The organism is Pseudomonas syringae pv. tomato str. DC3000 (genome assembly GCF_000007805.1).
Classification (GTDB): domain Bacteria; phylum Pseudomonadota; class Gammaproteobacteria; order Pseudomonadales; family Pseudomonadaceae; genus Aquipseudomonas; species Aquipseudomonas avellanae.
In genome coordinates, this window is the sequence record NC_004578.1 from 4,438,069 (window position 1) to 4,462,364 (window position 24,296).

The following is a 24,296-nucleotide window of genomic DNA, read 5'->3' on the forward strand; positions in this document are numbered from 1 at the left end:
ATTCGCTCGCATGAGCCCACATTGATCGGGTAGAAAAACGCCTCCGCAAGCAGGCAGGCTTGCGGAGGCGCCATTAATTCGACAGAGCTCGATCAGACCGAGCGACGACGATAGGCGCGATAACCCGGCAACCAGAAGTTGCGTTCGATGGCCGCCAGCAAGGCTTCCTCCGAGGTTTCCAGCGCCAGCCCCTCAGCCTGAGCTTCTTTGGCGACAGCCAGTGCAATCTTGCGGCTGACCTGCTGAATCTCTTTGAGTGGCGGCAGAACCGCGTCGCCCTGCCCCGTGACCATCGGCGAGCACTCGGCCAGCGCATTGGACGCCGCCATCAGCATGCGATCAGTGATGCGCGATGCCTTGCAGGCCACCACGCCAAGACCGATCCCCGGAAAGATGTAGGAGTTGTTGCACTGGGCGATGTGCACGGTGCGGCCATTGATCTCGACCGGCGCAAACGGGCTGCCGGTCGCAACCAATGCGTTACCGTCAGTCCAGCGCAGGATCTCTTCCGGCGTGGCTTCGACCTTGGAAGTCGGATTGGACAGAGGCATGACCAGCGGCTTGGCGCAATGCTTGTACAGCTCGCGAACCACCTGCTCGGTGAACAGACCGCGCTGGCCGGACACGCCGATCAACACGGTGGCACCGGCATGCGTCACCACGTCGAGCAACTGCGGGAAGGTCTCAGTGCCTGCCGTCCAGCCAGCGACATCGGCGGATTTCTGCGCCAGACGTAGCTGGAAGTCCAGCAGGTTGCCCATGCCTTCAGTCAGCAGACCGAAACGATCCACCATGAAAATACGTTTGCGCGCTTCGCTTTCGCTCAGGCCTTCAATGCGCATCGCAGCGATGATGTGCTCAGCAATCCCGCACCCCGCCGAACCGGCCCCGACAAACACCACTTTCTGTTGGCCAAGCGTTTCATTCTTGGCCTTGCAGGCCGCCAACAATGTGCCCACTGCGACCGACGCGGTGCCCTGGATGTCATCGTTGAAGCAGCACAGCTCGTCCCGATACTTCTCAAGCAACGGCATGGCGTTGGACTGGGCGAAGTCTTCAAACTGCAACAGCACGTCCGGCCAGCGACGCTGCACGGCGTCGATGAACAACGCGATGAAGTCTTCGTATTCCTTGCCCGACACGCGCTCGTGGCGCCAGCCCATGTACATCGGGTCGTCCAGAAGCTCGCGGTTGTTGGTGCCGACATCCAGCACGATCGGCAGCGTATAGGCCGGGCTGATACCACCGCAGGCGGTGTACAGCGACAACTTGCCAATCGGGATGCCCATGCCACCAATGCCCTGATCACCCAGACCGAGAATTCGCTCGCTGTCGGTCACGACAATGATCTTGATCCGGTCCTTGGTGGCGCTGCGCAAAATGTCATCGATGCGGTCACGCTCAGGGTAAGAAATGAACAAGCCGCGATGCGTACGGTAGATCTTGGAGAACTCCTGGCACGCCTGACCCACCGTCGGGGTGTAAATGATCGGCAGCATCTCGTCCAGATGCGAGTCCAGCAGGCGGAAGAACAGGGTCTCGTTGTTGTCCTGAATCGAACGCAGGTAAATATGCTTGTCCAGGTCGCTCGCGCACTGTTTGTACTGGCTGTAGACCCGGGTAACTTGCTCTTCGATCGTCTCTACGTTCTGCGGCAGCAGCCCGATCAGGTTGAATTCGATCCGCTCTTGCGGGGTAAAGGCACTGCCTTTGTTCAGCAGGGGCATTTCCAGCAGTGAGGGTCCTGCGTAGGAAATGTACAACGGTCGCGAAGTGGTGGTCATTTTCTCTAATCGCCTTTTTCGTCTTCTCATTAATTCTTTACGTCGACCGGGGCGGGCAGCCTGGCTCAGTTCTTGTTATTTTTTCTTGTCGCCAGTTCTCTATCAGGCCATGCCGAAAACCATTCGGCGGTGAGGTCAGGGGGCACATATTACTCGCCTGACGGCCGCTTGCGACATTTTGTCGCGTAGAGAGTGGCTAAGTGATGCTATCGCCAGCACAGCGTTATACCGCCGGCACATGCCAACGGCTCCTCGACAAGGGGTAATGAGACGTGATGAAAAAGCCCCGACGAATGTCAGGGCTTCGAGACGTCAGGACGCGTCTGCTTTTTCGGCAATAAGCCCGATGGTAAAGCCATCAACCGCCGAGATCCGACCGCGCCACAGCACGCCTGCGTCACAGATCGGGTTGCCGTCTGTGGAGTAGGTGCGGCAGTCCTTCAGGTGGATGAAGTGGAACGCGGGCGTGTCTTCCGACGACTCTCCCGGTTTGAAGGACAGAATCATCTCCTTCATGGTCGCGTCAGTGCCGTTGCCAAACGAGCTGAACGGCGCGGAAATGTCGTCTGCCAGCTGTTCAAAATAGGTGTCATGAGAAATCAGATGCCCGGACACCAGATTCCCGCCCACCGACAGCGTTACCCCCAACTCCACCTTGGTGTTCGCCACAAACTTGACCAGCCACTGCAGCAACCAGTCAATCTGCTTGCCCTGCCACTTGAACTGGGCAATCACGTCATCATGGCTCTGGCTGGGAGAAGGTTGCGACTTTTGTACTTGATCTACGTCCGACATCTGATAGCTCCTCGCCTCACAAAACGTTGAACCCAAGGTATAGATCAGATCGGGCGAAAGGGAAACCGGGAGGGGTGAATAGTTTGGAATGGGGTGATGAGGACTTGATCATCCTGACTTTTTTCAGTCGTTTGAGGTGGCAATCCGGCAGTTCAGCCGTGTTGACAGGACAGAATTATGACCTCATTCTGTCCTTTTAACGACGGACAAAGAATGGAGGCTGCCTTATTAATGAGCACATCATCGACCATGAACGACTCCATTTTTCTGTATATCTTCGAGCAAACCTGCCCTTGCGCAGTCAAGTGAAGTTTTTTCGCTGAGCACAAACGCCTCGAAGACTCCCGCAGACTCATCTTTAAACCAAAGACGGCGGCCTGTGGTGATGATCTGATATTGCATCACGGTCGAGGCGGTGCGCAGATCGATCAGGTCCACAGGCAAACGAACGATGTCTGCGATTTCCCCCGCCAACCGCCACAGCGCCACAGCGCCACAGGATCGAGAGTGCCTTGCACAAGCACGGCAAGATCCAGGTCGCTTTCGGAGTTGGCATGACCGGTCGCCTGACTGCCGAACAGGTAGACAGCCAATAGGTCAGGCAATCGGGATTGCAGGTGTGTGAGCAAGCTGTGGGTGTTCATACGCAACGTCTCAAATATTGCCGAGACAGACCCTAATAGAAGCCGGGGTCGGATTCTCGCTCAAGTGGATCTTCGTGGGCACCTGCTAACGGGCGATGCTGGAAGATGCACTAGCCCTTGGTCAGCCTGGCAGCCTCCTCCATAAGATTGGCGATGGCGAAATCTACTTTTTGCAGAAGAGCTTTGCGCACCTCTTCGCTCTCTTGGCTAGCGGCCACTGCATCAGCTTGAGCTTTGGTGACCTCCGCCTTGAGCTGAGTTAGCTTCGGATTGGCCAATTCATTCATGAGCACGCGACGCTGAAGCCAATGATAGATAGTGAACGAGGACCCAACGCTCTCTAAGCGCCGCTCGTCCCAGCGCTTCGTCGCCTCCAGAACATGCTTGTTCAGTGCAACACTGAACAACTGGCGGTGAACGTCGGGCATACCGGTCGCTCGATTGATGTAGTGGGAAGCGATCAAGCCGGTCCTACCATCATCGCTAACTACACACCCTGAGTAGGATTCACTCGACACCACGTCAATAAGTGCCTGGGTCTCATTCACCACCACAATCAATTCCGAGCTACCCGAAATTGCCGCAAGCACCTCGTGCACCAACAAACGCCACCGAGCATCCGGCATGGGCTGTGCTCCGCTTTCGATGGCAGAAATGGTCCGTGTCGTCACGCTAAATAATTTAGCTACGTATGCAGCACTCCAGCCAAGTGTGGTGCGCCATTTGAGCAATAGCTTCCCTCGCTCGTCCGCTTGGATCCCTTGAATATCAAGCAATGCAACCTCCTAAAAATCGCAGCAAGAAGAATTAATTAACGAACGAGAGAATATTTCCTTCACCTGAAATACCATCGTGGTTAGGAAATGCCCTGTTGTCAAATTTCTTGAGAGGCGGAACCAAAGGACAGCGTGTGCGGAGCAGTTTTGAAATGCTCGGACTTCAAACGCTTGAGCCAAATACAGAAGCCGTTGCGCTCCCAGTAAAGTATTTTCAACCGGTTATGGTGGCGATTCAGAAAAACAAAGAGCACGGGGTCGAACACGGCAACTTTAATGTCTAGCTCAACCAGCGTAGCAAGGCCGTCGATGGACTTTCGAAAGTCCACCGTCTTGGGGTAGAGGTACACTTTTTCGACTTTGGCGTCGGGTCGCATCATGGGGAGCTGGCTCCTGAAAAGAATCGGGAGCACCGTATCAGGCTTCAATTGCTAGCTTGGAATGTGGGGTTCATGAGGCGCTTACACTGCAAGGAGCTGATAAGCAACGACATATCAAAAGTGCTGGCGCAGCACTACCAAACTCACAAAGTCCCTCAGACGCGACTACAGGGGCTCCCAGGGATTTCTGAGAGAGATATTCGCAAGTCCGTGTGTTCGCCGGTACGCGTTGGGTATGCCTCCTCAATATCCGGACGAATTTCCTCGCCGCAACCACTTGAGATTGGGCGGAACTCAGATTCCCAAAACAGGGAAAATCAGGATTTGCACACATGGACAGTGGTGGTGATATTTACACCTTATCTGCGTGAAGCGTCGAATAAATTGATTCACGGAAATGTTGGTGCGTAGAGCCAAGTCTCGCCCGTTAGTCAGCGACGACACACCATCACTCAGCCAGTGCGTACAACTTTATACGCCCTTGGCCCCTTGGGCTCCTCATGCACCTCAAACCGAACAACATCACCCATCGCTATACCATTAACAACATCTTCAACATCATCGTAGAAGAAAAACACGTCGCGTCCCTTTTCTCTGCGTATAAACCCAAAACCTTTAAAAGAATCATAAGAATTAACAAAACCGGTATCAACTAGCTGGTCATCCGTCATATTCACTCCCACATCAATACCTTTGATGGAACGTCGGAAAATTTGGTCTTCAACTGACGCCTAAGACCCCTTGCCAGCGTTTTGTTGGTCCTTGTCAGGATTCCAAGCCTATTAATCAATCTCCGATAAGCGTTAACCACAGAAACTTTTACATGACTCGTTCTAGGCCGCTTTAATAGCAAATCCGCTTCACGAATAATTGCGGCTGTTGCCTTACCGTCATAGAGGGGAAGTATATCTCTCATCCGGGCACGCAACTTTAAAGCTTGAGAATGCTCAAGCCTCGTTAGTTTAGCAACCTGTCCTGAAACTTTATTCCAAAGCTCGTGATATTCATCCCGAAACCTGTCCTTCTGATACTCTCGCTCACAGATATAGACGGAGTGCCGAATCAAATCTCTCTCAGCACGCCGAATTTTTGGGACACCGTGCCCTACCCATACACCTGTGACAGTATATTCAGCCGATAAATCGTCAGACCGCTCGATCTTCGTCTTACTTTTTTTAATGCGTAACTTATGTTCACTAAACAGCCCGGCGACATATTTTATGTAGCCACTGACTTCATCCTGAGAAAGTAACCTACTTGACGATAGCGTCACATCATCCAGAAGACGGGAGTATGTAACACCTTGATTTCTCAGCCTTGAAACAAAGTTATACTCAGAATTGTGAAATATTAGATTAGCTACGTAGCTAGACGTGCACGCACCTTGTGGAACTTTTCCATCTCTAGTAACTATCTTAGACAAGAGATCACTAACTTCATCGGGAAAATTAAAAAAATACTTGAAAATACTTACAACGCTTTCATAAGGAATATTATCGTAGAAATTTCGAATATCTAGACTAATTAAAGATTTTGAGCCGGCATGAATTCGACTATTCTCGATATAGTCGCGAGGATGATCCTCGTCTCTGACCCCACCTTGTAGATAGAAAGGGTAATGGACCTTTTCAAAGAGTCTTGAGTTTATTCTCTTTTGAAGCTTCTTAAGCTCATACTTTGGTTCATAGACGTTCCGCTCCTTATCTCCTTTCGTCCTAATGACAAAATGAGTATATGAATCGGTCGCCCGTCCCGCCAGATCATTAAGCAGCTTTGGATGCACACCCAGCGTCTTAGCCAACATGGCCACAGAACCGATGGATGCATGAGGATAATAAGGCTTGTCCTTCGCCACTAGCTTGACCTTTCCGTAGTTATCAAAGCAAAGATTAAGAGTCAGTTAGTTGCTATCGTCTCCCAAGAAGGAGATAAATTTGCGACCAACCCAGCCTAAGAAAGCCATCACGGTCAATCTGAAAGCTGCATTTGAGCCAATTCTTTTCCCCGATGTGCTATCTCTAGCTACTACGGGAATGCTCTTCTTTCTACCAGCCATATGTATTTCAATTTTAACATCGAACATTGCGAAACCCTCTTGTTGTGAAGACAGAGAATTCTGTCGTCACGGCCAGACCAATTGGATTAAGCATCTCAAGGAATATTTGTATTGACTCAAATGGACTCTTAACTTTTACGCCAGACAACGGTCTCAGCGCGTAATCGGAGGAGCGCAGAACACACCACCCCGCGTACGGAGGCTACCGAGGCGCCGGTCATGACCCCAAGGGGTCGCCAAGTTAGGCATCGATTTCCTTGAATATATGACTTTAAAGAGCGGGAACAGGTGAATGCACCTGCTGCCACAAGAATATGGATAAGGAGGCCATGCTGTCAACAAGACATCAAAGAAAATTGAACTTTTGGAGAGAGATGATCTTCGTCTCTGCCGCTGAATTTTCCGGGGGATGCGAATGCATGGCCTGTCCTGTCTACCGGGGCAGGCTAAGTAGTAGAAAAGGGTAGTAGAATCGAAAAAGAGATATACACAAAAAAGCCCCGTAAATCAAAAATTTACGAGGCTTCTGAATGATGGCGGAGAGATAGGGATTCGAACCCTAGGTACCGGTGAAGGTACAACGGATTTCGAATCCGTTTTCTACGTTAATCTTTACAAATCAAAAACCAGTATACCCCAGCGAAATTGGGCACTTTAGCGCCACATGACACAACAGGATTCCACATCATTCGGGGGATCTATTCCCCCAGAATTCCCCCACGATCAAATCACGCCTTGCGGATGCCAAACTGGGACACCTTGACCGTTGAGTTCTGAGCCACGCCAGCGGCCAGGTACAGAAGCCATCTAGCCAAGGTCATCGATATGCACAACACCGTATCAGTCGAGCGCGACAGGCTCGCACTCAAGCTGCGCGAGACAGAAAGCCGGGTGTCCGACCTTCTGCGAAGTGCTGCCGATTCGTGGGGGGAGATCAACACTCAGAAGTATGTGATCGACCAGCACCGGGCCGTAATGCGCGAAGCCGGTATCAGCCCTGAGCGATGGGGCGGTAAGGCCCAATCAATGGGCTGAGCCAGTGACACCTATATAAGAAGCATTGCAGGCCTGTAGCGCTACTGTGAGTCGGTCAGCGTGGCGCGCCAGCTCTCCCGCTCGCGAGTCAGCCCGGCTGAGCAAGTCGGAGAGCACCATTGCGGCACGGGCGGCATTCTTGCCTCGATCGGCAATTCCGGGATCGCTGGGCACGCAACTGGCTGAGGCTGCCAGCTTTCCTGCTTCACTGCGCAGCCGGTCGCCAGAAGCGTCAGCGACAACAGCATCAGCAATCGCAACGGCCTGTTCTTGTCTCGCATCATTTGCCACCTGGTTGGCCGCTTTCTGGCGGCGTTGCTCTTCGGTTCGGTATTCGGTAGTGGTGCTGGCTACGGCCTGCGATTGGGTTTTCAATTCCCTGTCCCACTTCTGCTGCCAGTCCGCCTCGACCTTGTTGGAGCCGTGGTTGAATCCCCACACCCAGCAACTGATCAGCACGGCGACTATTGCCAGTACCTTCCAGCCGTACGCAAAGGGGCCGATCATGCCAACACCTCAAGCGCTCGGGCGTACAACGCCTGCCGATCGGCGAGACCGTTCGTGCCGCCGTTGATGCGCTTGGTGATGGTCAGAAAGTCGCCTTTGTCGGCCAACGCATTCAGCGCTGCCCGGTGCCAGAACCACGCCGCAGACATCGCGGCGTACTGCGCCAGCTCGAGCAATTCGGGATGGTTGATCAGATCCAGGCCCAGCGCCTCGCCGCATTCGGCATAGTTGGCCCGGCCGGTGATCTGGATCAGGCCGCGCCCGCGGTACTTCGAACCATCACCCGCCACGGTATTGCCGAGGTCCTTGCGGCCTTCATAACCCAGCTGCTGAGACGTAGGCCCCCAAATCTCGCGGACGTAACGCAACTGGCCAGACTCATGACCGATCTGGGCGAGGAACGCAGTGATGCGCTCTCGGGTGATGATCTGGTATTTGCCCATGGCGGTGTTCAGGGCTGGAACAAAAACGCCGGCTCTCTGGCCGGCGTTCGGGAGGATCTTCAGCAACTGCTCTGCGGTGATGGGCATTCGGGTTTCTCCAGGCAAAAAAATACCCGCTCGATGGCGGGCCGCTTTATTTATCAGGCTTCAGGTCGGCATTACCGGCCAGTCGATGACTTCGTAGTAGCCGGGCTGGGCGGGTATTCTGTTCAGAGCAACCCGGAACTGCTTCCATGCTTTCAGTGACGCGACCTCATCTGCAGTTGCGTCGTCGATATCGACCGCATCTTGCAATGGCGCGATGGTGTAGTCGGCGATCTTTCGAAGCCTGGCAATTTCCGTGACTACATCGGCAAGCCTCTGTTTCGCGGCTTGTTCCTGCTTCATTTCCTTGGTTATCAGCCGCGACCAGTCGATATTACTCATTGGCCTGCTCCTGATCTTTAGTGGCTTCTTCAGTCAGTCGCATTGTGGAAATAGGCAACGGCTGCGGTAGTTGGATCAGGCCATCCGGAACATTCAATAGTGGGACGGGGAAAGCCTGCTCTTGGCTATAATTCTGCGGAAGCGGAATCAATAGTGTTATCTCTAGCTCTCCGTCATTCAACTCGACGTCGCCCTCCAGCCAGATTGAGGATATTGCCGATCTTGGTAGAGTAGAGCCTTCAAGCATTGCCGAGAAATCAAATGACTCGCCGTTGACAATTACTGTACTTCCGTATTTGTAGGCTTCGAGCGTATCGTCTCTGCGCTGCGGCGTGAGATTGATCTTCATTAGAACCACCTTCCTATAGCCATCAGGCCAAGCCTGTAAACTTGTGAAACACTGAAGTTTGCGGTAATAGTTGCGCGGGTTTCACTGCCTGCAACCATATATCCGCTGATTCTTGAGCACGTGAAATTGTCGCTTGATTCTGCGAATTGTAGGGTTACGCTTATTTCTGCTGCGTTGCCAACAAATGGCATTGGCGGCGTCCAGAATGCTGTAGCGGTAATCCCTGCACCGGAAGGACCAAAAGCATAAGCACGATTCCAGCAGATCTGGGTGCCATCTCCAAACCTTACAAAGTTACCATTGGTGTTGCTTCCAGCCTCCACAACATTGCGACCAGCCAACTGAAGCCCGGAAGCGTTAAAAACCCCCGCAGAGGTCAGCGTGGCGACACCGGTACGCTCGGTGTTATTCGCGTTTACGGTGCTGAATGTGAATCCGCCAGTACCGCCACCCTTGTTGCAAACGAATGCAACCTCACCGCTAAAGCCAGGTACGTAACCTTCGTTCCAGCCCATGTAACCGCCCTGGGTGGCCGTAACGGAAACTTGTGAAACCTGAACGTTCTGGAATTTTGGCGCGTACGCACCACCCGTGGACGGCATCGCCCCTAGTGCGACGAGAAGCGCCGCATTGCTCGAAACCGCAACGCCAGTCCCGCCCTTGTTCAGAGGCAGGATATCGTAGTTGCCCGTCGTGCCGAGGGCCGCCAGCTTGTCGCCGTACTGCAAAACCAAAGCGCGCAGCCGGTCGGCAGATTCCTTGACGTAGCCCTGCAGCGGAGCCAGCGCATACCCGCCAGCGCCGTTGGTAGCACCCTGATAGTTTGGCGATATCGACATGGCCGTATCACTGGCGATGTTCGTCACCTCGTACCAGCCGCCATCCGGGCCACGAAAGCCATCGCCGACGCGGCTGTTTGCAATGAATGCCGTACCAATGCCAATAACGGCGTTTGAATTTTGGGTGACGGAAACCGTCCCGGTCTTATACCAAGGCATTGAATTCTCCTAATTATATGCCTTGATTCAGGCGGTTAGTTTTGCGCAGAGGAATGGCCGGTGGCCCTGATCTGTCCATGCCGTTGTAGCGAGGCTATACATCATTATTTTTGAATTGGTGTAATCGACTGCTATTCCGCAGCCTCCACCGCTTGCGCCGTTGTGACAACTCATAGCAAATGAATTTATTGATATAAACTCGCCGGCCCCAAGCAATTTATCGATGCTCCATATATACCGACGACCGACGCTAAGCTGATCGCTCCCGACGTATGTCCAGTTACCCGCAGCAAACGTTACGACAACTGGAGGTGCACCGCTGTCGTATACAAGCTCGCCGCCAGCTCCCCAAATACGCATCCCAAAAGAGGCTGTACTCATGGCTGCCCATGCGGCAATAAAATATTGACCGCTCAGCGTACTCTGTACGTTTGAGGCTTTCATTGCGAAGCCTGTCCAATTGCCCGGACCACCTGTAAACCATACTGATATCGGCACCTGGACGATGCCGTTTTGATCGGGCCTGATGAACACTATTGGAGGATCTGCACTTGTTACCGCGCGTGGAAACGTGACGTTTGCGTTTGTGGTTCCTGAATAAGTGCCCTTCGTGAGTACGCAAAGCCTAGGCGTTTCCGAATCAATCTGCACGAAAGAGCTTTCATTGATGCTGATGACGCCAAAGCTCATACCTTAAACCTCACTGCGTAACCCTTGGCAACAATCCGTGTCTGGTTGGTGTTACCGAGATTTGCTGATGGATTTGCTGAGCGGATGACTACTTGGTCTTTTGCCGTTGTTACGTACGGGTAGGACTTTATGTTTCCGAGAGGGTCGGATTCAGCGTTCTGGATATCTTGGGCTCGGGTGGGAATAATCATGAAAACGCAATTGGCCGGGTCGAAACCCGGAATGCTCAGCGTGATTACCTTGGCTGTTGATCCGGTTGTATCGCTGAAATCCACTACCCCCTGCCAAATCACCTGATAAGTGTACGTGGTCGTATCCATGACCAAATTCCCGTTTTCGTCCCAAACTCTGGCTCCGTAACTCATGCGGCTAAATTCCCCCACTGGTAGCGCAACTGGCCTCGCTCGTCATAAACCTTGCCGCCTTGACCGTTAATGACCTGCCTGCCTCCCCCGGCAAGTGGTGAGTTGATTTCGAACGTACCGTCTTTGCTCAGAATCCAACCGCTCTGCCCGGCCAGGTAATTGGTCGAACTGATGTAACTCCCAATCTTGGCGTTGGTGATCGTGCCGTCTTGGATGAACGTCGGACCAAGGAACAACTGGCCGTTCTGTGCAACGAAAGGCGTCGAAATAGCACCACCCGCTAACGTGTTCACCAGCGCAAACCGATCAGCCGACATGAGGATCTGGCTTTGCAGAACACCGCCAACGTTCTCAATCCCTGCGCCGATCCCGGCCATGACGTACTGGCCGTTGGAGTTGACTTGCAATTTGACGGTATACATCGCCGTCAGCTTGCCGTCAGTGCTCGCCTGGGCTGTGCTTACGGTCTGAACCGCAGCACTGGCGTTATTAGCAGTTGTTTGAACCCCATCCACTCGCGTGGACAGCGCGCCGTCTGCGTTGGCTCGGGTGGTTGCTTCAGACTGGATGGCGGCCTGATTGCTACCGACGGACGAGGTCAGCGTCTGTATCTGTTGAGCGGTGGCCTGCCGGTCCGTGTTTGCGGTTGACTCAATCGTCGTGATCTTCGATTCGCTCGTACCTACGCGAGAATCGATTGCCGTAATCCGCTGGGCAGTCGCCTCGCGGTCCGTGGCAGTCGTCGTTTCGACGGTGGTGATTCGTGCCTCATTGGTGCCGACACGCGCTTGCAGAGTCGTGGTGCGCTGAGCCTGGGCGAAATCCTCTTCCGCCCTGATCTTCACTTCCTGTGCCGCGCTGGCCGTGCTGTCCCAACCTCTGAGCGCATCGAGCAGATCGCCTTCCCCGCTGTCGGCCCGGTACTGCGCCTGCACTGCCTGGAGCTGACTTGCGGTCGCCGTGGTCCTGCCGTTCACCGTCTCGATGTTGGCTGTGTTTTTGGAAACCTGATCAGCCTGGGCGTTAGCGGCGCGAATGGACTGGCCTGTGTTCACCCAGTAAGCCGGGTTCGGCGGGCCGTTCGATCCATTGGCAGCCGCAGGCACCGCTGCAATGGCCGTCCAGAGGTTGTCACCCACGCGCACGGTGTTGTCGCGGACATAGGCGTCAGTCGGCACGTAGACCAGCGCGTCAGTGATTTCTCCGATCTCGGCCTTGAGCTCGTCCAGGCGTTCGTTCACAGAGCCAGGTCCGCTGCCGTCAATGAGGTCGATACGGTCCAGTAAGTTCTTGGCCAGCTCCGTTTCCGAAATCTGGTCGGCAATCATTTCAAGGATTGCCCCAGCATCACTGCTGGCCTGCCCCATCACGCCGACACCCGTTGGATACCACGACCCCACGTTGCCGGTCCGGTCCACGAGCCGCGCCCAGAAGAAGAACGTGACACCCGCCAGCAGACCCTGCATGACGTGTTCCGACTGCGGGTACGCCAGGTCGCTCAGCTTCGTGGCCTTGGCCAGATCGGTCGTCGGGCCGTACCAGATTTCAGTGCGCTGCGTGTCCTCTGCGCCTGGTGGGAAGGTCCATTTCAGCTTGATACCGAAGATCAGCGAAGCGGCAGTCAGCGAGGTGACAGCCGGTGGCAAGCTGGTCTTGCCCTGCAGGTTCGTCAGCAGCGACGTGACAGGCAGAGACGAGACGTTCAGGGCGCTGACAGCGCGCACCCTGGCCATGTACTGGCCGGAGTAGATTCCGGGCACATCAACCGACTGCTCGCCCGTGCGTGGCATCTTGACCCACTCACGCGAGCCCCAGCGCCATTCCACGTCATACGCAACCGCGCCTGGCGCAGCATCCCAACTGATGGTCATGTTGGTGACGGCGATACCCTGCTCAATCACAACGTGCTGGGTCACGAACACCGCGCCCGGCGCAGCCTGCACGCCCACCGGTATGCCGCTGATGGGCCGGATATCAACCACGGCACCGAAGTCGATGGCGTCAAACTTGCTCGGCTCGTGCTGGATGCACTCGAGCTGGTACTGGTGCCATTCCGGGCGCGTGATGTTGCGCACCAGAAACTGCATGGTTTTCAGGTCGTCGTATTCGAGAATCCAGCCGCATTCGGCTTCCGGCACCTCGCTAAAGCTGGCCGCGAGGGTGACGCGACGCCCATCCAGCGAGCTGATCACACGCGCCTCGGTCTTGCCGCTGGGCAGGTTCACGCGCAGCTTGGCACCGGTCGAAAGATCGATGTCACGGTCAACGGTAATCACCCGCCCTGCCACCGAGCTGATACGCCCGCCATTCGCGCGGCCGGCCAGCATCGGGTCGGCCACGGCGATGATCTGCCCGGTCTTAGGAATGCCGCCGTCCAGGCCCACACGGAAGGTCGCGGGCCTTGTCTGCGTCTGCTCGGTGATCAGCGCGTACTGGCCAGCGCGCTGCGCCTGCCCGAGTGACGTGCAGCCGTATGCGTCCACCGACAGTTCATTGACTGATCCAGATTCAGCCATCGCCACATCATCAAAGACAGGCTCTTTGTCCGTCGTAAAACTCTGGTCCGGGTTGTCCCACGTCACCATTGCCAGGTTGTGGCGGTCGCGCGCCCGGGTGCCCGAATACTGGATCTCGCCGTTGTTCAGGATCTGCGAAGGGTTGTAGGTGTAGACCGGGTCGCCAGGCATATCAGCGGTGAACGTGATCTGGCTGCCATCCCAGGTGCTCATGCCGTGGAAAATGGCCGAAAGGTCCTGCAACACGGCGTAGGCAGCCCCATCGTCTCTGCCTGATATTCAATCGGTGAAAGCCCGACGATCCCGTCCAGGCTGAAAAGCTTGAAGTGCAGCATGCTTTCTGGCGAAACCGGGAAGCGATCGCCGGCCTTTGGAGTTACCCAGTAGATAAGGTCGTCATCTGTGTCGATCGTTACGGTGTTGCAGTCCAGCGGTACGAACCCGACAGGTTCGCCATTGCGGTTCCGCTCAATCAAGGCAAACGCATTACCCCTCAACGCCATGTTCACCACGACGAACTTGAGGAAGTTCAGCATCGTCATGTAGGGATTCGGCTTGCGCAAAAGCTTCAGCGCGCGATCAGTGCCAGGAATCAGCTTCCGACCTTCTGCGCTGTCCTCATACAGCTTCAAAGGCAGTCCGCTCAACGACTCAGAGAGGATTTTCACGCATGACCACACCATGCTGATCGACAGCGCGGTCTTGGTGGTCACCGTAACGCCGGCTTTGGTTTTCTTGCCGCCGACCGCCATGTCGACTTCGACGTGTTTGCCGGTCGTTGGATCGGTGTAGCCAAGGAATCCCCACGATCGGGGGTTGTACCAACGAAATGCCATGTTCAGCCTACTAGTCCGAAAAATCCGTTATTGAGGTAGTCGTCCAGGCCGCCTTTAGCCTCTGGATTGAGGGAAAGCAGCGAAACGGCGTTGAACGTGGCCATGAGCGGGTCAATTTTCGCGGTGCCCGACGCTTGCTTGGTGATCAAAAATGCATTTGCCGAGGGCACGCCCTTGGCATTGCCGCAAGCCCAAGCCATAAGCGGCTGCCCGCAATGCAGGAAAGCGCCCTCGGCCAGCTTGCGCTCGGTCGTTTTGATAGCGCCCGTGAGTTTCCAGCCTTGAGAGATGCCGATGATTTGCTCTTCGCTGATACCAACATCCGAAAGCGCGTCGAGCACCGCGCCGATGCCGGCCGGGTCAAGGCCCACCTTATCGAGCAGGCCAGCATCGTTGATGCGTTGAACAATGACGGCCAGAGCTGCGACGTCATCGCCTATCTTCTGCACCAGTGTCAGGTCGCCGATAGCAGCCAGATCCTGAATCCGTGGTGCCTCTGATTTACGCCGGGTTAGAACAGACGGGTGTGCGTACGCATGCGCCCAGTGCAGCCAGTCGCGTGAGTCACGAACCCGCCCCATCGCCGAGGCCTTCAAGCGCGGCCTGATCTCCCCCGCCGCTGCACTTGCGCTTGTCCTAGCTGCCCACGGCGCCCTCGCCGAAGACCCTATCACCAAGGTTCGCCGCAGCGGCGGCAGTGAATCCAAGATCGAAACCCGAATTGCAGCAAAGCGCCATGAAGTGACGCTAGCCGCATAACCCAAACCTGATTTTGCGAAAGCCAACAATCGCGGCAGGCCCTCGGCTTGCCTGGAGAAAGTGAAATGAAGAAGGCACCACTGATCAACACGCTGAACGTGAACATTTCCGTCGAAGGGTTATCCCCTGTCGCGGCCTGTCTTGTGCGCGGTTTTCTGGCAAGCGGAGCAACCCGGCCAGAGCCGGCGAAGGATGCGCACTCGGAAACACTGGTAACCCCTGAGATCGGCGCGTATTGGGCTGGGCAGGGCGGCATCTACGGCGGCGTGCGCCAGTATCCCGAAGGGCTGTGCCATGTGATCTACGCGCAAGAGGATGCCGGGAATTTCAAATGGGGTCCGAGCGGCACTGAAACTGGTGCGACGAGCAGGTTCGATGGACGCACCAATACCCAGGCACTGCTTACTCTGAACGCTGACTTTCCTGCAGCTTTCTATGCGAGTCAGTACACGGCAGACGGTCAAAGCGACTTCTACCTGCCCTCCGCCGCTGAACTGAATCACGGTTGGGCATACCTTTCCGACCGCTTTGAAGAGGGCAGCTACTGGTCGAGCACGCAGCGCTCCGCCGACTTCGCATTCACTCAGGGCTTCGATGGTGGCACTCAGCACGACTACGACGAGTTCAACGAGCTTCGCGTCCGCCCCGTCCGCAGATTCATTCGCTGATTCATTAACTGCTTTGGGCGCGCAGCGCCTGCAAGGAGCCACCATGCTGTGTCTAACCCGTCGCTTCGGCGAATCAATCATCATCGGTAACGACATCAAAATCACCGTGATATCTGGTCGTGACGGCCAGATCCGCCTGGGCATTGATGCTCCGGCCGGCCTGGCCGTTGACCGTTCCGAGATCCGTACCGCCAAGCTGGCCAACCCACGCAACGGGAGTGAGCGCCATGTCGGCTGATAATCGAATCACGCTGGTGCTGCGTCCGCGCGAAGGCGAAACTTTGGACGGCCTGCAGTTCTATTCAACTCTCGGCGCACCGGTGTCGGTAGGGCGCGCACTGGGCGTTATCAGCTCTGTGTATGAGGGCGACGCAGTGAACGGGTTGCTCGACATGGAAGAGGATCACACGCCAAGCCTGCGCCGACTGATAGATCAAGTTCCAGGGCTTTATCTGCAAGTCTCTAATGAGGTCAAGCGGGAGGCCTTGAATGACGGCGACGACGAGGCGGAGGCCGAATATAAAGCGGGCCAGGCGCTGCGAGTGCTGATGATGTTCAAGCAGCGTCTTGAGCGGGCGATGGAGCCCGATCTGTTAACTACCCATGCCCCGGGTAGTTTAATTACGGAAAACCCCGCAATTGCTAAGACCGTCGAAAACATCAACCGAACTGCCGAGGAATCCTCGATAGTTGCCCGGTGTGCATGTGCTGATGAACACCTCAATGCGGCTTCCGACGCCCGGCGTTACCGCTGGCTGCGAGACGTAGCTTGGGACACACCACGTCAGGACTTGGCGCTGCGTGACCGCCACCAGAACATGCTGGCCGATAGCGAGCTGGATGCCGAGATAGATCGGGCTATGCAGGCTTACCCACGTGCGTGGGGCCAGGAGCGGCGACCATGAGCACGATCACTCAAGGCACACAGATCCACCTGCGCACCGAGTTCGAAAGCCTGGGCGAGCGTCTGATTCGGTTCGGTCAGGCGCTTCAAGACCCGGCCACCACTGTGGGCCAGTTAACCAGCTTGGCCAGCTCATGCGGTATCGCGCTCAAGCTGCGGACGATCGCTGAGTCAGGGCTGCGCGACGATGAAAGCTGATAACCCTCGGCCGAGGACCAAGCGAGTCAGCTGGACCCCGGTCGAGGACGAGATTCTGCGGGAGCGCTACCCCGAGAGCAGCCACGACGTGCTGTCTCCCCATCTTCCAGGTCGGTCCTATGCATCGATTACACACCGTGCGTACCTGCTGGGAGTGAAGAAAAGCAGCAAGTACATGCGCGACCTGGGCGCGGCCAATATGCAAGCCGGCGCTGAGCGGCTCGGTCGGGAGTTTTGGGAGAAACCGCTGGGCTCGTTGCGACATGAGCAAACGAGGGTGCTGATCAAGCTTGGTCAGCCCGATATCTGGAAAGGCCTACACATCCACGCGTGGGAGTTGGTCAACGGGCCGGTGCCCAACGGCCACATCGTCGCTGCCAAGGACAGTAACCGGAAGAACATAAGCCTGGACAACCTGTGCCTTAGAACGGTGAGCGAGCATGTAGTCCGCACCTGTCCCAACTATCAGAACCTGCCCAACGAACTCGTCGACGTCCTGCACCTGCAGAACGAAATCCGAAAGACCATCAAAAGGAAACGTGGCAATGAAAAATAAACTCTCCGATCTGCGGGACCACCTGTTCCTGGCGTTGGAAAACCTCGTGGATGCAGATGGCGAAGACCTTGATAAAGCCGTGCGCAAGGCAGACGCCGTCAGCAATGTGGCCAAAGTGATCGTCGACACCGCACGCGTCGAAATCGACTACATCCGCCATGTGGGTGGCAAGGTTGAAAGCAGTGTGTTTATTGAATCCAAGCCTGCACTGCCGCCGGTGGAAGCTCAAGGGGGCCGTCGTGGCTAAGACAGTCCTACACGCCCGCCAGGACGGTGTTCAGTTCTACATGAACACCGAGTCCAGCTCGCCAGGCACAGGCCACCGCAACCGGTACCGCCTGTTCAAGACGGAAAACTTCGGGCGCGACAAGTCCGGCTGGGTACAGATCGGCTCGCAGGTTGGCCAGCAGCTGATTGCGATCGAGGACGGGGGCCAGCGCTTTGAGGCATGCGCCGAGGCGTTCAGCGCAAAGCGTCCGCACCTGTATCAAGAGCGCGAGCAGATTCGCGGCAAGCCAGGCAAGTGGGAGGGAGAGGCTTTTCCTGCGCGCGTGGCGCGCGGCCGTGATGCAACAGCTTTAGCAACAAACCAAAATCTGACGCGTCAGGAAGGTGCACCATGACAGAAGAGACGGAAGTCCTGCATGTTGAGGGGCTGGCCAAGATGCTCGGACGCACGGAGGCGTCGATAAGGGAAGGGATTCGCCGAGGCGTAGAGTGGCTGCCGAAGAGCTTCAAGATGGGCGGCAGGCACTGCTGGTTGAAAGAGGACGTACGCAGGTTTCTGCATGACTTTCGAGACGGCGAGCACGAAAAGGTCAAGCCTGGACGAAAGCGCAAAACGCCTCCGTCGCTTAAACAAGTGGCGTAAAAAAGCCCCGGCTAGCGGGGCTTTTTTTAATCTTTCTGCTGGGCCCTGACATTCGGAATCGGCTTTCCTTGGCGCTGGCATTCTGCTCGCAGTCGCTCATCCGATCGAATATATTCGGCTAGCATGCCGGTCAGCTCCGCATTCGACTTCGAACGCTTAATTTTGCTGAGGTCAAGATTATTCATGGCCACGGTAGTCATAGCTATTCCCTTCAGAAAGTCAGGACACAGTCCCGATTTTGGTAGTAGGCGGCTCTCATATGACTGAGATTATGCCGGTACTGCGCACCATCATGCGTTAGGTATTCCATCTCATCTGAGTACCCTAACGCTTGGATAAGTTCCTCGAAAAGCGTGTCAAAAACACGCTCCCCGACGGCCAGGTGATCACGAAGAGGATGTCCTTCCTCTAAATCATCCCTGAAAAGGTAATGCTCGCCCGACTCAAGGTTGGTATGCCTAGGGCGATGGTACATCACCACTGCTGGCTCGGACGGATGGAGAGCCAACACATTATCCTGCTTACGAATCGCAAACCACACCCATATGAACGCCGCTGCGCTCATGATGTGCCGGTCCATCAGAATCTCCACTTTAGCTTTTGTATTGATTATCGCAAGGATCAAAGCAAAGGCTGAGGGGACCTGACCGCCATTATTATGGCGTAAAACGACTCTTATCTCGCCGTTGTCGTCCGATTCATTCAATGCTGCAATGATCGGGCCAACGGTTTCAGGAGATATCTCCCGTGCAATCTCAAAATCCATAAGAACTATTATCGCCCACGATTCCGTTCGCCTAATGCCGGCGAAAAAGTCGTCGCATTCTATAGACCGCTCACACCTTACGAAAGCACATTTGAAGCATTTTGCTATCAACAAAGCTATCGGCCGACGAAGCGTATGCTTTAACCGAGCTTTTCAGCGAGGTCTTGCGGGCTTAAATGGGTATACCTCTTCAGCATCGCAAGAGTTTTGTGCCCGGTTATGCTGGCAACTTCCATCATGGTGAAGCCGCGCTCAAACAGGCGGCTTGTGGCTTCATGCCGCAGGTCATGAAGGCGGAGCCCTTGGATATTCGCCTTCTCGCAAGCGAGCGGGAAGTAGTTACTGACCGTATCGGCCTTAAGCCGGAACAGTGGCCCGCCCTTGATAGGCGCAGGCACCCCCTCTATCAGCTCGCGCGCTCTCGATGAAAGCGGCACTGACCGGCGCTCGCCGTTCTTCGTGTCCTCAAGGAAAGCTACCTTTCCCTGAATTTGATCCTTACGCAATGTGACCAGCTCGGATCGGCGCATCGCCGTCTCAACAGCCAGCTCGATGATAACTGGCAACTCTGGACTGATTTCGCCGGCAGCCTTGTATAGCGACTTCAATTCATCGGCAGTCGGCCGGCGTTCTCGCTGCTTGCTGCCTTTGGGCATACGCAATGCCCGACATGGATTCGTCAGCCCTTCGATACCCCAGTCCTTTGTCGCGACGGTGTAAAGATGGCTGATGACCGCGAGGTCAAGACGGACGGTAGCAGTGGATCGGCCAGCTTTGATCTCTGCATCACGATAGGAGGCCATATCGCTCGATCGTAAAGAAGCCAATGATTTACCCGCGAACTTGGACTCCATCCACTTCTTGATGCGAACCCTTTCTTGCTTGGCTCCCTTCTTGCTCTCTGTGACTTCTGATTCGTACCGCTCAAGAGCTGTGGCCAGACTGGTTGCTTCAGCCTCACGCACGTCCACAAATCTCGCGCGCGACATATCACCTTCGAGTTCAGCAGCCCAGCGCTGGGCTTCTGCTTTGGTGTCGAAGGTTGCGGATAACGTCGGATATCCTTTGCGTCGTATCTGGGCGCGCCAGGCGTCGCCACGCTTTTCGTAATAGGCCATAAACGGAATCATAACCGGTGGTACGGGGGAATAACATCCTCCCCCATTCCCCCATAATTCCCCCAAACGAAAAAAGCCCCGAGCGCTATTAACGCTCGGGGCCTTATGTATGGCGGAGAGATAGGGATTCGAACCCTAGGTACCGGTGAAGGTACAACGGATTTCGAATCCGTCCCATTCGGCCACTCTGGCATCTCTCCAACGGCGCGAATAATAACAGCATCGGCGCGGAAGGCGAAGCCCTTCCGCTGATTTTTTTTGTGCTATCAAGCGCTTGCGTGTTTTTTCGGGTTACAGCGGTACGCCCAGACGGTTTGCGACTTCTTCGTACGCTTCGATAACGTCGCCCAGACCCTGGCGGAAGCGGTCCTTGTCCATTTTCTTGCGGGTGTCCTTGTCCCAGAGGCGGCAGCCGTCGGGGCTGAATTCGTCGCCGAGGACGATTTCGCCGTGGAATACGCCGAACTCGAGTTTGAAGTCGACCAGCAGCAGGCCAGCGTCGTCGAACAGTTTGGTCAGGACTTCGTTGACCTTGATCGACAACTCTTTCATGCGAACCAGTTGCTCAGCAGTGCCCCAGCCGAACGCCACAACGTGGGATTCGTTGATGAACGGGTCGCCTTTGGCGTCGTCCTTGAGGAACAGTTCGAAGGTGTACGGATTGAGTTTGGTACCCTCTTCGATGCCCAGACGCTTGACCAGACTGCCAGCGGCGTAGTTACGCACGACGCATTCGACCGGGATCATGTCCAGTTTCTTGACCAGGCATTCGTTGTCGCCCAGCAGCTTGTCGAATTGGGTCGGGATACCCGCTTCTTCGAGTTTTTGCATGATGAAGGCATTGAACTTGTTGTTCACCGTGCCTTTGCGGTCCAGCTGTTCTATGCGCTTGCCGTCGAACGCCGAGGTGTCGTTACGGAACAGCAGGATCAAGCGGTCAGCGTCGTCGGTCTTGTAAACCGATTTGGCTTTGCCGCGGTAGAGTTCTTCACGTTTTTCCATGATGGGCTCCGCTTGCTAAGTGGTTGGGCTAGGCGATATGTCGCCAGTCGAGCCCTGAATCTTGATCGGCCAGTTGCAGCCAGTCCGGGTCGCACCCAAGGGTGTCGACAAAACATTGCCGGGCCAGGTGCGGCAGGTTGTTCTTGCTGCTGAGATGCGCCAGCACCAGGTGCTGAAGGTCCTGCCATCCCAGTTCGCTCACCAGGCTGGCGGCCTGATGGTTGTTCAAATGACCGGTTTCACAGCCCACGCGCTGCTTGAGAAAGACCGGGTACTGGCCTCGGGCAAGCATGTCGCGGCAGTGATTGGCCTCGATCATCAAGGCATCCAAGCCTTGATAACGCTGTAATACGTTGGAGCAGTAAGAGCCGAGGTCGGTCAGCAGGCCGAAGCGGCGCGAGCCGTCACTGAAGACGAACTGCGTCGGTTCAAGTGCATCATGCGCAACAGACACCACGTCGATGTCCAGTGCGCCGATCTGCAAGCTCTCCCCGCCTGCCAGCAAACCGGCAACTTCCACCGGCTTGCGCATTCCGCGCAAGGTGCCGCTACTGAGGTAGACCGGCACATTGTAGCGCCGCGACAGCAAACCCACGCCATGCACATGATCGGCATGTTCGTGGGTCACCAGAATGGCACTCAGCTGGCTTGCCGCGACACCCAGACGAGCCAGACGCCGCTCGGTTTCCCGCAGGGAGAAACCGCAATCGACCAATACATACGTATCGTTGCTTGCGACCAGCGTGCCGTTGCCACGGCTGCCGCTGCCGAGAACTGCGAAACGCACTTAACCCAGGTTATCTTGAATAACGCTCAACACCCGACGAGCGATATCCGCAGGTGCAACAGTGTTGATGTTCTTCTCGACGGTCACCTGAACGTTGTCACCGACCTTGCTCAGGCGCACCTGATAACGCTCGGCGCGGGCATCGATCTCTTCCTTGCTCGACTTGCTGCCGAACATGCGACCGAAGAAACCAGGCTCGTTCTCAGGCGTTTTGGCTTTTTCGGCCAGGTTGATGTAGTACAGGCCCAGGCTACGGTTGATGTCCTCGACACGCCAGTCGCCCTGATCCAGCGCACGGCCGACGCTCGACCACGCACGGTCCAGATCGGCACCGAGGTTCAAGACCGGGTTGCCGCTGCCGTCTTCGCTCAAGGCAACACGGCTCGGGGTATCGTAGTCACGCGCTGCCAGCAGGGAAATCGAACCGCCCTTCTCGGCGTTGCGGCCCATGCTGGCCAGCAGGTCATCGGTCAGTGCTGCATCGAGCCCCAGGTTGGTGGTGCGTGTCGGGAACGCCACATCGGCCGTGCTGCCGGCAGGACGCTCGACGCTGACCACGTAAACTTCGCTGGTGTTGCGCTGCACGCCTGGCTCGATGCGAACCCGCACACGGGTTTCTGCGTCGGCCGCGACACCCGCCGCGCTCAGACGCTTGGCCACCGAGGCAGATAGCTCATCAAGACGCTGCCACGAAGAGCTGAATTCGCCCGTCTGCGGACGCTCTTCAGCGATGCGAAAACCATTGTCTTCAAAATACTGGTGGGCCACCGGCCAGACTTCGGCTGGCTGGCGCTGGGCCAGAATCCAGTGCGAATCACCGCTCTTCTGCAAGCTGAAATCACTCGACTCGGACGTCGAGGCCAGCGGCAGAGGACGAGGAACGGTGTATTCACCGTCTTTCTGGGTGCTGTCAGCCACGTTACGCGGGATCGGCAACAACGGATCCAGGCGCTTGACGCCGGAAACATCGGCAGGCACCTGCATGGGAGGGGTCTGGGTTGCCTGAAGGTAATCGCTACCGCGATCACGGAAGTAGCCATCTTCACCCCAGAGCCAACCGCAACCGCTGGTGCTGGAGATAATAAGAGCAAGTGCGGATAGTCCGGCCAATCGCTTCATTGCGTGATACTTCCTCAATTAAACCAGGACGCCGGACTGGCGCATGGCCTGACGCAGCGGTTCGTGACAGGCTTCGCTGAGCCAGGTAAGCGGCAGACGGATACCGTCTGGCATCAAACCCATCTCATGCAAGGCCCATTTCACGGGGATAGGGTTGGATTCGATGAACAGGGTATTGTTGAGCGGCATGAGCGTCTGGTGAATCGCCCGTGCAGTCTCGGCGTCGCCACGCATGGCCGCTGCGCACAGATCGCTCATGGCGCGTGGTGCAACGTTGGCCGTGACGGAAATATTGCCCTTGCCGCCCAACAGCATCAGTTCGACAGCCGTCGCGTCATCACCGGAGTACAACAGAAAATCGCTGCTGACGCTGGCCAGAATGTCCTTGGCGCGCTGCAGGTTGCCGGTGGCTTCCTTGATGCCGATGATGTTCTTGACCCTGGACAGACGCGCAACAGTCTCTGGCAGCATGTCGCAGGCCGTACGGCCCGGCACGTTGTAGAGGATCTGCGGGATGTCTACGGCATTGGCGATGTGGCTGAAATGCTGGAACAGGCCTTCCTGCGTCGGCTTGTTGTAATAAGGCGTTACCAGCAGGCACGCATCAGCGCCAGCGGTCTTGGCGTTGGTGGTCAGCTCGACGGCTTCGCGCGTCGAATTGGCGCCTGTACCGGCGATGACCGGAATACGTCCTGCAACCTGAGCAACCACACGGCGGATGACTTCGATGTGTTCGCTCACATCCAGCGTCGCCGATTCACCTGTGGTGCCGACGGCAACAATGGCGTTGGTGCCCTCTTGCAAGTGGAAGTCAACCAGTTTGCTCAGGCTGTCCCAGTCCAGACGACCTTGTGCATCCATTGGTGTGACCAGTGCCACCATACTGCCCGCAATCATGCAACCGCTCCTGCCGGAAAAAGAGAGCGGTAATGGTACTGGCGCTATCAA

28 protein-coding genes, 1 tRNA gene and 5 pseudogenes are annotated in these 24,296 nt (G+C 56.0%); 9 read left to right on the forward strand and 25 right to left on the reverse strand.

The annotated features are described in order from the left end of the window. Positions 1-92 precede the first annotated feature (92 nt). The 7 genes and pseudogenes from PSPTO_RS20325 to PSPTO_RS20355 form a co-directional block, all read right to left on the reverse strand. On the reverse strand, positions 93-1,784 hold the full coding sequence (locus PSPTO_RS20325; protein WP_046463461.1) for an NAD-dependent malic enzyme: 1,692 nt from the start codon (positions 1,782-1,784) through the stop codon (positions 93-95). Between the two features lie 312 nt (positions 1,785-2,096). Continuing rightward, on the reverse strand, positions 2,097-2,579 hold the full coding sequence (gene gvpU, locus PSPTO_RS20330) for a gas vesicle accessory protein GvpU (protein WP_005770393.1): 483 nt from the start codon (positions 2,577-2,579) through the stop codon (positions 2,097-2,099). 240 nt (positions 2,580-2,819) lie between these two features. Continuing rightward, positions 2,820-3,223 (reverse strand): annotated as a pseudogene (locus tag PSPTO_RS20335) (nucleotidyltransferase domain-containing protein). A gap of 110 nt (positions 3,224-3,333) precedes the next feature. Next, a complete protein-coding gene (locus tag PSPTO_RS20340; protein WP_007245789.1) occupies positions 3,334-3,999 on the reverse strand; it encodes a hypothetical protein in 666 nt (221 codons plus the stop codon). Between the two features lie 98 nt (positions 4,000-4,097). Further along, positions 4,098-4,379, reverse strand: a complete 282-nt coding sequence (tnpB, locus tag PSPTO_RS30280; RefSeq protein ID WP_046463462.1) for an IS66 family insertion sequence element accessory protein TnpB — start codon at positions 4,377-4,379, stop codon at positions 4,098-4,100. Between the two features lie 452 nt (positions 4,380-4,831). Continuing rightward, positions 4,832-5,050 carry a retron Se72 family effector protein gene (locus tag PSPTO_RS20350; RefSeq protein WP_007245786.1) on the reverse strand — a complete coding sequence of 73 codons (219 nt, stop codon included), beginning with the start codon at positions 5,048-5,050 and terminating at the stop codon, positions 4,832-4,834. A gap of 2 nt (positions 5,051-5,052) precedes the next feature. Next, positions 5,053-6,234, reverse strand: coding sequence for a reverse transcriptase family protein (locus PSPTO_RS20355; RefSeq protein WP_011104787.1), 1,182 nt, complete (start codon positions 6,232-6,234; stop codon positions 5,053-5,055). A gap of 993 nt (positions 6,235-7,227) precedes the next feature. Here PSPTO_RS20355 and PSPTO_RS20360 point away from each other — a divergent pair. Further along, positions 7,228-7,470 (forward strand): annotated as a pseudogene (locus PSPTO_RS20360) (hypothetical protein); the annotation flags it as partial. Here PSPTO_RS20360 and PSPTO_RS20365 read toward each other — a convergent pair. The 10 genes and pseudogenes from PSPTO_RS20365 to PSPTO_RS20410 all read right to left on the reverse strand — a co-directional run. After that, the gene (locus PSPTO_RS20365; RefSeq protein ID WP_011104789.1) at positions 7,459-7,977 is read right to left on the reverse strand and encodes a DUF2514 domain-containing protein; all 519 of its coding nucleotides are present in this window, start codon (positions 7,975-7,977) and stop codon (positions 7,459-7,461) included. The pseudogene PSPTO_RS20360 and the gene PSPTO_RS20365 sit on opposite strands and share 12 nt — an antisense overlap. Further along, positions 7,974-8,507: a glycoside hydrolase family 19 protein gene (locus PSPTO_RS20370; protein WP_011104790.1), complete on the reverse strand. Its 534-nt coding sequence runs from the start codon at positions 8,505-8,507 to the stop codon at positions 7,974-7,976. The genes PSPTO_RS20365 and PSPTO_RS20370 overlap by 4 nt, the downstream gene beginning before the upstream one ends. A 60-nt stretch (positions 8,508-8,567) precedes the next feature. Continuing rightward, entirely contained in the window at positions 8,568-8,846 is a 279-nt protein-coding gene (locus PSPTO_RS20375; protein ID WP_005771306.1) for a tail fiber assembly protein, read from the reverse strand. Then, on the reverse strand, positions 8,839-9,195 hold the full coding sequence (locus PSPTO_RS20380) for a hypothetical protein (RefSeq protein ID WP_011104791.1): 357 nt from the start codon (positions 9,193-9,195) through the stop codon (positions 8,839-8,841). Before PSPTO_RS20380 ends, PSPTO_RS20375 begins: the two co-directional genes overlap by 8 nt. Before the next feature lie 686 nt (positions 9,196-9,881). Beyond that, positions 9,882-10,193: pseudogene (locus PSPTO_RS30690) on the reverse strand (phage tail protein); the annotation flags it as partial. A gap of 27 nt (positions 10,194-10,220) precedes the next feature. Then, complete coding sequence (locus tag PSPTO_RS20390; protein WP_007244228.1) at positions 10,221-10,883, reverse strand: hypothetical protein; 663 nt, start codon at positions 10,881-10,883, stop codon at positions 10,221-10,223. After that, on the reverse strand, positions 10,880-11,248 hold the full coding sequence (locus tag PSPTO_RS20395) for a hypothetical protein (protein WP_011104793.1): 369 nt from the start codon (positions 11,246-11,248) through the stop codon (positions 10,880-10,882). The genes PSPTO_RS20390 and PSPTO_RS20395 overlap by 4 nt, the downstream gene beginning before the upstream one ends. Beyond that, positions 11,245-14,010 (reverse strand): phage tail protein, encoded by a 2,766-nt coding sequence (locus PSPTO_RS20400; protein ID WP_159229463.1) that lies wholly within the window; start codon positions 14,008-14,010, stop codon positions 11,245-11,247. The genes PSPTO_RS20395 and PSPTO_RS20400 overlap by 4 nt, the downstream gene beginning before the upstream one ends. Positions 14,011-14,018: 8 nt before the next feature. Next, a pseudogene (locus PSPTO_RS20405) lies at positions 14,019-14,600 on the reverse strand (phage portal protein); the annotation flags it as partial. 2 nt (positions 14,601-14,602) lie between these two features. Then, a pseudogene (locus PSPTO_RS20410) lies at positions 14,603-15,187 on the reverse strand (terminase large subunit); the annotation flags it as partial. Positions 15,188-15,424: 237 nt separating this feature from the next. Here PSPTO_RS20410 and PSPTO_RS20415 point away from each other — a divergent pair. The 8 genes from PSPTO_RS20415 to PSPTO_RS20450 are packed head-to-tail and all read left to right on the forward strand — an operon-like array spanning position 15,425 to position 18,556. Continuing rightward, the gene (locus PSPTO_RS20415; protein WP_011104794.1) at positions 15,425-16,027 is read left to right on the forward strand and encodes a hypothetical protein; all 603 of its coding nucleotides are present in this window, start codon (positions 15,425-15,427) and stop codon (positions 16,025-16,027) included. Between the two features lie 43 nt (positions 16,028-16,070). Beyond that, entirely contained in the window at positions 16,071-16,265 is a 195-nt protein-coding gene (locus PSPTO_RS20420; RefSeq protein WP_010216576.1) for a carbon storage regulator, read from the forward strand. Further along, positions 16,255-16,932, forward strand: coding sequence for a hypothetical protein (locus PSPTO_RS30285; protein WP_011104795.1), 678 nt, complete (start codon positions 16,255-16,257; stop codon positions 16,930-16,932). The genes PSPTO_RS20420 and PSPTO_RS30285 overlap by 11 nt, the downstream gene beginning before the upstream one ends. After that, a complete protein-coding gene (locus tag PSPTO_RS20430; protein ID WP_011104796.1) occupies positions 16,929-17,129 on the forward strand; it encodes a hypothetical protein in 201 nt (66 codons plus the stop codon). The genes PSPTO_RS30285 and PSPTO_RS20430 overlap by 4 nt, the downstream gene beginning before the upstream one ends. Next, the gene (locus PSPTO_RS20435) at positions 17,119-17,685 is read left to right on the forward strand and encodes an HNH endonuclease signature motif containing protein (RefSeq protein ID WP_046463468.1); all 567 of its coding nucleotides are present in this window, start codon (positions 17,119-17,121) and stop codon (positions 17,683-17,685) included. Before PSPTO_RS20430 ends, PSPTO_RS20435 begins: the two co-directional genes overlap by 11 nt. Beyond that, positions 17,675-17,932, forward strand: a complete 258-nt coding sequence (locus PSPTO_RS20440) for a hypothetical protein (RefSeq protein WP_011104798.1) — start codon at positions 17,675-17,677, stop codon at positions 17,930-17,932. Before PSPTO_RS20435 ends, PSPTO_RS20440 begins: the two co-directional genes overlap by 11 nt. Positions 17,933-17,972: 40 nt before the next feature. After that, positions 17,973-18,308 (forward strand): hypothetical protein, encoded by a 336-nt coding sequence (locus PSPTO_RS20445; RefSeq protein WP_193383849.1) that lies wholly within the window; start codon positions 17,973-17,975, stop codon positions 18,306-18,308. After that, positions 18,305-18,556 carry a hypothetical protein gene (locus tag PSPTO_RS20450; RefSeq protein WP_046463469.1) on the forward strand — a complete coding sequence of 84 codons (252 nt, stop codon included), beginning with the start codon at positions 18,305-18,307 and terminating at the stop codon, positions 18,554-18,556. The genes PSPTO_RS20445 and PSPTO_RS20450 overlap by 4 nt, the downstream gene beginning before the upstream one ends. 26 nt (positions 18,557-18,582) lie before the next feature. Here the strand turns inward: PSPTO_RS20450 and PSPTO_RS20455 are convergent, their stop codons facing one another. The 8 genes from PSPTO_RS20455 to dapA form a co-directional block, all read right to left on the reverse strand. Continuing rightward, positions 18,583-18,756 (reverse strand): hypothetical protein, encoded by a 174-nt coding sequence (locus PSPTO_RS20455; RefSeq protein WP_155490819.1) that lies wholly within the window; start codon positions 18,754-18,756, stop codon positions 18,583-18,585. 11 nt (positions 18,757-18,767) lie between these two features. Continuing rightward, positions 18,768-19,322 carry a hypothetical protein gene (locus tag PSPTO_RS20460; protein ID WP_046463470.1) on the reverse strand — a complete coding sequence of 185 codons (555 nt, stop codon included), beginning with the start codon at positions 19,320-19,322 and terminating at the stop codon, positions 18,768-18,770. A gap of 140 nt (positions 19,323-19,462) precedes the next feature. Then, on the reverse strand, positions 19,463-20,440 hold the full coding sequence (locus tag PSPTO_RS20465) for a tyrosine-type recombinase/integrase (protein WP_046463475.1): 978 nt from the start codon (positions 20,438-20,440) through the stop codon (positions 19,463-19,465). 110 nt (positions 20,441-20,550) lie between these two features. Then, positions 20,551-20,640, reverse strand: a tRNA-Ser gene (locus PSPTO_RS20470). A 91-nt stretch (positions 20,641-20,731) separates the two neighbouring features. Then, positions 20,732-21,442 carry a phosphoribosylaminoimidazolesuccinocarboxamide synthase gene (gene purC, locus PSPTO_RS20475; protein ID WP_003379028.1) on the reverse strand — a complete coding sequence of 237 codons (711 nt, stop codon included), beginning with the start codon at positions 21,440-21,442 and terminating at the stop codon, positions 20,732-20,734. A gap of 28 nt (positions 21,443-21,470) precedes the next feature. Next, positions 21,471-22,229, reverse strand: a complete 759-nt coding sequence (locus tag PSPTO_RS20480) for an MBL fold metallo-hydrolase (RefSeq protein ID WP_005767663.1) — start codon at positions 22,227-22,229, stop codon at positions 21,471-21,473. Continuing rightward, positions 22,230-23,348 carry an outer membrane protein assembly factor BamC gene (gene bamC, locus PSPTO_RS20485; RefSeq protein ID WP_007245782.1) on the reverse strand — a complete coding sequence of 373 codons (1,119 nt, stop codon included), beginning with the start codon at positions 23,346-23,348 and terminating at the stop codon, positions 22,230-22,232. Between the two features lie 18 nt (positions 23,349-23,366). After that, the gene (gene dapA, locus PSPTO_RS20490; RefSeq protein ID WP_003379025.1) at positions 23,367-24,245 is read right to left on the reverse strand and encodes a 4-hydroxy-tetrahydrodipicolinate synthase; all 879 of its coding nucleotides are present in this window, start codon (positions 24,243-24,245) and stop codon (positions 23,367-23,369) included. Positions 24,246-24,296: the final 51 nt, after the last annotated feature.